We start from the raw sequence: 7684 nt of genomic DNA on the forward strand, positions 1-7684 counted from the left end.
CAGTAGAAAAGCCGTGAATAACTTTGTTTCATGGTATGTGGGCGAAACTGGCTTCACATCCGATGATGTTTATGGTATGCATTGTTCATATGTATTTGATATGCATGCTCATGCATTATATTCTCCAGTTATCACTGGCGGATCATTGTATGTTGTTCCTGAAGAAATTAGATTAGATTTAAAAGCTTTAAATGAGTATTTTGTAGAACATAACTGTACTCATACATTCATTACTAGTCAAGTTGGAAAATTATTTGCTGAAAGTGGCATGGAAACAACTATTAAATTGTTATGTTTCGGAGGTATGAAACTTGGTGAGTTGAATGCTCCGGATTCCATCGGTCCATTTGAGTCTTATGGTCCATCTGAGAATTTGGCAATTTCCACAAGTATTTTTGCAAACAGACGTATTCATTCATCCAGCATCGGTTACTTTATTAGCAATGTTAGGGGATATGTTTTAGATAAAGAGCATCGTCGTGTTCCTATAGGTGCTGTTGGGGAGTTATATTTATCAGGTCATCAATTAACAAAAGGTTATCTTAATCGGGATGAAGAAAATATCAATGCACTATTTGATAATCCATTTGATGATGAGGAAGGTTATGAACGTATCTATAAAACAGGAGACATTGTTAGATTCTTGCCTGACGGTACTTTAGGTATTGTTGGTCGTCAAGACAGTCAGGTTAAAATCAGAGGAAACCGTGTGGAACTGCCTGAAGTTGAATCTATTATTCGTGAATTGGACTGTGTTGATGATGTTACTGTTCAAACAATAAATAATGAAGGAAATAATGAACTGGTCGCATATGTTGTCATATCTGAAAATATTGATGGGGATTTAGGTGACCACATTAAAGATTATGTAAATGATCATAAACCAGACTATATGGTACCGTCATTTGTTATTGAACTGGATGAAATACCATTGAATGTTAATGGAAAAGTTGATAAACATGCTTTACCGGATGTTGATTTAGATACTTTGCATGCAGAATATGTTGCACCAACAAATGAAATTGAAGAATCCATTATTAAAGCATTTGAAGATGTGTTTAATCAAAAAATTGGTTTGAATGATGATTTCATGCGTCTTGGTGGAGATTCTATCACAACAATTCGAGTTATTTCATTACTTGAAAAAGAAAGCATCTCCTGTGATGCAAAGGATATATTAAAATATAAAACACCATATCTTATTGCAAAGCATGTCCGAAAAGATATTGATGCAAATGATTATGATTCAACAGAAGGTATTGTTGATTTACTCCCTATTCAAAGTTATTTCTTTGATCAAGTAAACTTAGACAATTTTAGTCAAAAATTCGTGCTAGAGGTCAATGAAAAACTAGAATTGCATATTCTACAAAAAGCCATTGATGAATTGTGTAATATTCATGATATGTTACGTGCTGTATACAGATTTGATGATAATAACAATCCTGTACAGGAAATTTTACCTGCAAATACTCCAATTTATAAAATTAACGAATATTATATTGAGAAGAATTTTGATAAAACAATGCAGAATATTTTTATCCAATCAATTTTATCAATTAATATGCGCGATAAACTGTTAGACATTAGTTTAATTCACTATGATGATAAGCAGTATCTTATCTTTGTTGTTCATCATTTAATTATTGATGGTGTTAGTTGGAATACAATTTTAATGGATTTAACACATATTTATCTTAATTTATTAGAAGGAAAAGAGGTTAAAATCAATAAACCTTATCCTTATAAGTTATGGGTCGATGATGTTAAAAAATTAGTGGAAAATATTTCTGAAGAAGAAAAACAACATTGGATTAAAATTAATGAATCATTGGATGAATCTTTAATTGCAGGGCCTGCTAAGAATTTTAAATTCACTGTTGATGCTGATTATGATTTGGATAATCAGCTAATGCTTTCTGAAGAAGAATATTTTGCATTGGCAATTTCAAGAGCTTATGAAAAGACATATGGCGAAAATATTATATTCAACTATGAATCCCATGGTCGTGATGAAAGTATAGCAAAACTTAATAGGTCCGTCGGTTGGTTTACAAGCCAATATCCGATAACGGTGCCAACCAACTATGGCCGAGATAATATATCTGTAGCAAAAGATGTTTATAGCATTAAAAATGCATTAAAGAATGTTAATAATCTAGGTTTAAATTATCAATCATTAATTTATACGGCTAAGGAATTAACATATAAGCACTGTCCTATTACGTTTAATTTCCTAGGTACAGAATTTGCATTTAAAAATGAATTGTTTGAGTCAATTAATCAGCATGTAATCAACGAAGATGGGATTGAGGGTCATGATTATGAATCCCAAACTTTCGGAATTACATTTAATGTTTTCAGTATAGGTAATTCTTATGTAATACATGGTGATTATGCAATCAATACTTATCTTGGAGATAAGATTTCTACATTTATTGACAATGTTAAAAATGAATTGGAATTTTTAGGAAAATATGAGTCAGAGGATATTGTTTGTACGTTATCTGAATCTCAATTAGGGGTTTATTTAGATGAAAAAGTAAATAAAAAGGGTAATGCATATTCTGTTCCAAATATTATGAAATGTGATTCAGATGTATCCATCGACAGAATTAAAATTGCGATTAATGCATTAATAGATAAACATCCTATATTAAAAGGACGTGTTATAGATACTGAGGATATGCCTTTATTGCTTTGTGACAGTTATCCTCAAATTGAGGTTGTTAACACTGATAAATTCGATGTTTTAATCAAACCATTTGATTTGCATAAATCCTTAGTACGTTTCTTTATAGTAGAAAATAATGATGGCATTTTCATTATGTATGATATGCACCATATGGTTAGTGATGCAACTTCCAGAATGATAATTGAAGAAGAATTAAATCAGGCTTTAAATGATACATTGAATCCTGAATTGGATTTGGGATTTGTTTATAATAGTAATGATTCTTTCGAATCCAAATTTAAAGAAGAATATAAAAACGCAAAAGAATTTTACAGAAATATCTTTGCAGATATAGATGAGGTTCAAAGTTTATTAAGCGATATTAATGGTTGTAAAGGTACCATCAGTCTACCTATTCGAGGTATTCGCAATAAAATTGAGTCATTTACAAACAGTTGTGGAATTACTGTAGGTAATTTATTAAATGCAGTATTTGCTTATACATATTCTCGTTTTACTGGTAGTAATAAAGTTTATTATAATTATACTGAGCATGGACGTCATGAAAATTACAGTCAAAACGCTCTGGGCATGTTTGTTCGTACAATTCCAATAATTGTGGATTGTAGAAATAAAACAGTTATTGATTATCTTAATGATTTTTCTGATTTAATTTTAGATTCAATGCATTATAGTATATATCCATTCCGTTTACTTGCTCGTGAGTTTGATTTATCCAACACTATTGGTTTTGAATATAATTATGATTTGAATGATGTTTCTGATGTGGGTAATGATATTATCTTTAGTGATGATGCCGATACGGTTTCAGAATTTTTATGTGTTGTCAATGATTTGGAAGATGGTTTTGTTATTCGTGTCAGTTATTTAGACAAATATTCATCAGATACTATCGTTCGTTTCTTAAATGCATTTAAAGAAATTTTAATTCAAATTTTGGATAAAGAAAAACTAGGAGATATTAATTATATCTCGGATAGTGATGTTGAGCTTTTAGATAGTTTTAATGAAACTGAACATCCTTTGGATTATGCTGATGTTTTAGATGCGTTTAATGATAATTTAAAGAAAAACTCTGATAAATCTCTTGTTAAATATAAAGATATTTCTTATACATATGGTGAAGGAGCATTTATTGCAGATAGAATTAATAAATCTTTAAAGGATATGGGTATTGATGTCGGAGATAATGTTGCTTTCTTGGTTGAAAGATCAGAATTGTATATGTTTAGTGTCTTGGGTATTCTATCTGCAGGTGCAGTTTATGTTCCATTGGATGATGCTCATCCTGACGAACGTATAGAGTTTATATTGAATGATACTGAATCTAAAGTTTTAATTGTGAGTGATGAAACCTATGATCGTGCGAAAGATTTATTAGTTGATGTCACTCTTTTAAATATTTCTGATATAGTTAATGATGAAATTGGAAGTTTATCCAAATTACCGGTCATTTATGGCGATTTAGCTTGTATTTTATACACCAGCGGTACTACTGGTGTCCCTAAAGGTATAAAAATAACAAGAATGGCTATTGTTAATTATATTCAGAATTATGTAAATATGTCCGGTATCGATTCCGGCGATGTATTTGCTTTATATTCATCAATTGGTTTTGATGTAGGTGCTGTTAAAAGTCTTTGTGTTCCAATTTATTCGGGGGCCTGTTTAAATATTGTTCCAAATGAAATCAGATTTGATGTGAAAAAATTGAATAGTTATTTCATCAATAATAATGTTACCCATACAAATCTTCCTACACAGGTTTCAAAAATATTTATAAATGAAGTGGATGAAACTTCGTTAAAAGTTTTAGTTTGTGGTGGGGAAAAACTTGGTGAAATAAATACTCCTACAGATTATTTATTATTTGATGCTTACGGACCAACTGAATGTTGTGTATCAATCAGTGCAATTAAAGAAAAAGATAAAATTGACCCTTCCTCAATCGGATTTATTTTTGATAACATTAAAGCATATATTTTGGATGATGAACTTAGACAAGTGCCTTTAGGGGTTGCTGGAGAATTATATGTCTCAGGTAATCAGGTCGGAAAAGGTTATGTAAATCGTGAAGAGGAAGATCGTAATGCATTTGTTGCGAATCCATTCATTGATGATGAAAATTACAAATTAATGTACCGTACCGGAGATATTGTAAGATTTTTACCGGATGGAACTTTGGGCATTATTGGCCGTCGTGACAATCAAGTTAAAATTAGAGGAAACCGTGTAGAATTAACTGAAATCGAAGAATTGATACGTAGAATCGACTATGTGGATGATGTTACTGTTCAAACCATTAAAAATATGGGCAATTATGAATTAGTAGCATATGTGGTTGTCAACAATGATTGGGATGAAAATATTTTATCCGAATCTATTCAGAATTATGTTTTAGAACATACACCCGATTATATGGTGCCGTCATATGTGATAAAATTGGATGAAATTCCTTTAAACATTAACGGTAAGGTAGACAAACGTGCTTTGCCTGAAATTGACTTTGATAGCTTGCGTGCTGGATATGTTGCACCAACAAATAAAATGGAAAAAATCATTGCAGAAGCATTTGAAAGAGTATTTGATCAAAAAGGCATCAGTTTATTTGATGACTTCCTACGTCTTGGGGGAGATTCTTTAATTGCTATTAAATTATTATCATTGCTTGAAGATTATAATATTGGTGTGGTAGACATATTAAGTTTACGTACTCCATATGCTATTGCTAAAAATATTAAAGAGAATTCCTTCGATTTGGATATTTATTCTGTAGATTCTGGATGTCCATTAAATGAATCTCAATTAAATGTATATTTGGATATAGTTACCAATAACAAAGTTGATTCATATCTTATTCCTCTTTCAATGAATATTTCTAAGGAATATGATATCGATGCTATAACAGATGCCTTAGATAAGATATTTGAAGTTCATCCTATTTTGGGCATGTGTATTAGTGATGAATTTGATGTTCCATATTTAGTTAACAAATCAAAACCATCCATTACTCTGGAATCTGATGTTAGTGATGAATTTATTGCAAAATTCTTAACAAATGGCTTTGATTTGCATGATAGTTTATGCAGATTCTTAATTGTTGAAACTAATGTTGAATATAAATTATTTGCTGTTTTCCACCATATTATTTTCGATGCTTTATCAGATGGTGTATTTAAGAAGGATTTACAATCCATTATTGATGGTGAAGTTGTTGATGTTGATGAATCTTTCTTAAAAGTTTCTGCTTTCAGCCAACAAATAGGGGAAAGCTATGAATATGTGGAAGCTGATGAATTCTTTAATTCAATGCTTGCCGATAGTGAAGAAACTGATATTTTGTTGGGTAGTGTATTGACTGATGGACCTGGCAGTTGTTTAATTAATTTAGATTTGGATTATAACCTTCTTCACTCATTTTTAAACAAACATAGTATTAGTGAGAATGTTTTATTCAGCGGTGCATTTGCTTATACATTATCTAGATTTGCAGGCAGTGAAAAAGTACTCTTTAATATTATTGAAAACGGACGTGACAGATTCAACAATTATAATTCAATAGGAATGTTTGTTAATACATTACCTTTACTGGTTGACTGTAAAAATAGAGATATTCATTCATTTATGGAATATGTCTCACGTATGGTTTATGGAGTAATGAGGCATAATTATTATCCATTTAGGTTATTAGCAAATAAATATGGTGTTGATTCCAATGTTTTATTCCAGTTTATTCCTGATTGGATTAAGAATCCTGAAAGCAGTGATTCTGCAGATGTTAATAAACTTGAGGTTTCAAGCGAAATGAATGATTTCATTGCTGACTTTGAGGTTAATGTTATTCAAAAAGGCAAAAAATATAGTTTAATAATAAATCATTCTGATAAATATGCATCAGGATTCGTTTCACGCTTTATGGAATCCTATAAATTAATCTTACAGGATATGCTTACTGTTGTGAAATTAAGCGATATTAATTATATTGTTGCAGAGGATATTGCTCTTTTAGATGGTTATAACGATACTGAGCATTCTTTAAGTCATGATGATATTTTGGATGTATTCAATGAGAATTTAAGAGAAAATCCGGATAAATATCTTGTTAAATATAATGATTTATCCTATACTTATAGAGAAGGAGCATTTATTGCAGATAGAATTAATAAATCTTTAAAGGATATGGGCGTTGATTTAGGAGATAATGTTGCTTTCTTGGTTGAAAGATCAGAACTCTACATGTTTTCAATTTTAGGTATTTTATCTGCAGGTGCGGTTTATATTCCTCTTGATGATAATCTTCCTAATGAACGTATCGAATTTATATTGGATGATACACAATCCAGAGTTGTTATTGTAAGTGATGACAGTTATGAACGTGTGAAAGAATTAACAGATGATGTTAATCTTTTAAACATCTCTGATATAGTTAATGATAAAGTTGGCAGTTTATCCTATTTACCTGTGATTTATGATGATTTGGCATGTATTTTATATACCAGTGGTACAACAGGTGTTCCGAAAGGTGTTAAAGTAACCAGAAAATCTCTTTTGAATGTTTCTGCATTCTATACTGATAGATATGATTTAACTGATAATGATGTTTATGCATTATTTTCAGCTATTGGTTTTGACGTGTCTAATTTCATTATCTGTGTTGTTTTATATGCCGGATCTTGTCTTAGTGTAATTCCTGAGGATATTAGGTTTAATATGGTTGAAATGAATAATTATTTCATCGAACACGGAGTTAACCATGCATTTATTACCACCCAGGTAGGTAAGCTCTTTATGCAAAGCATTGAAGATACTTCATTGGATGTTTTACTTGTTGCAGGTGAAAAGTTAGGTAAAGTTGAAAGCCCTCAAAATTATGAATTGATTGATGGATTTGGTCCGACTGAATCATTTGCTTTCATGTCATCCATCCCTAATTCAGATAAAATAACAGAATCATCTGTAGGATACTTGAATTACAATACAAAAGCATAT

At 30.7% G+C, this 7684-nt stretch carries 1 protein-coding gene; it reads left to right on the forward strand.

Translation table 11 applies throughout. The features are described from left to right. Positions 1 to 7684: amino acid adenylation domain-containing protein (locus ACKI5C_RS07040; protein WP_407432460.1), on the forward strand; the 7684-nt coding region annotated here is incomplete at both ends.

The organism is Methanobrevibacter sp. (genome assembly GCF_045646045.1).
Taxonomy (GTDB): Archaea; Methanobacteriota; Methanobacteria; order Methanobacteriales; family Methanobacteriaceae; genus Methanocatella.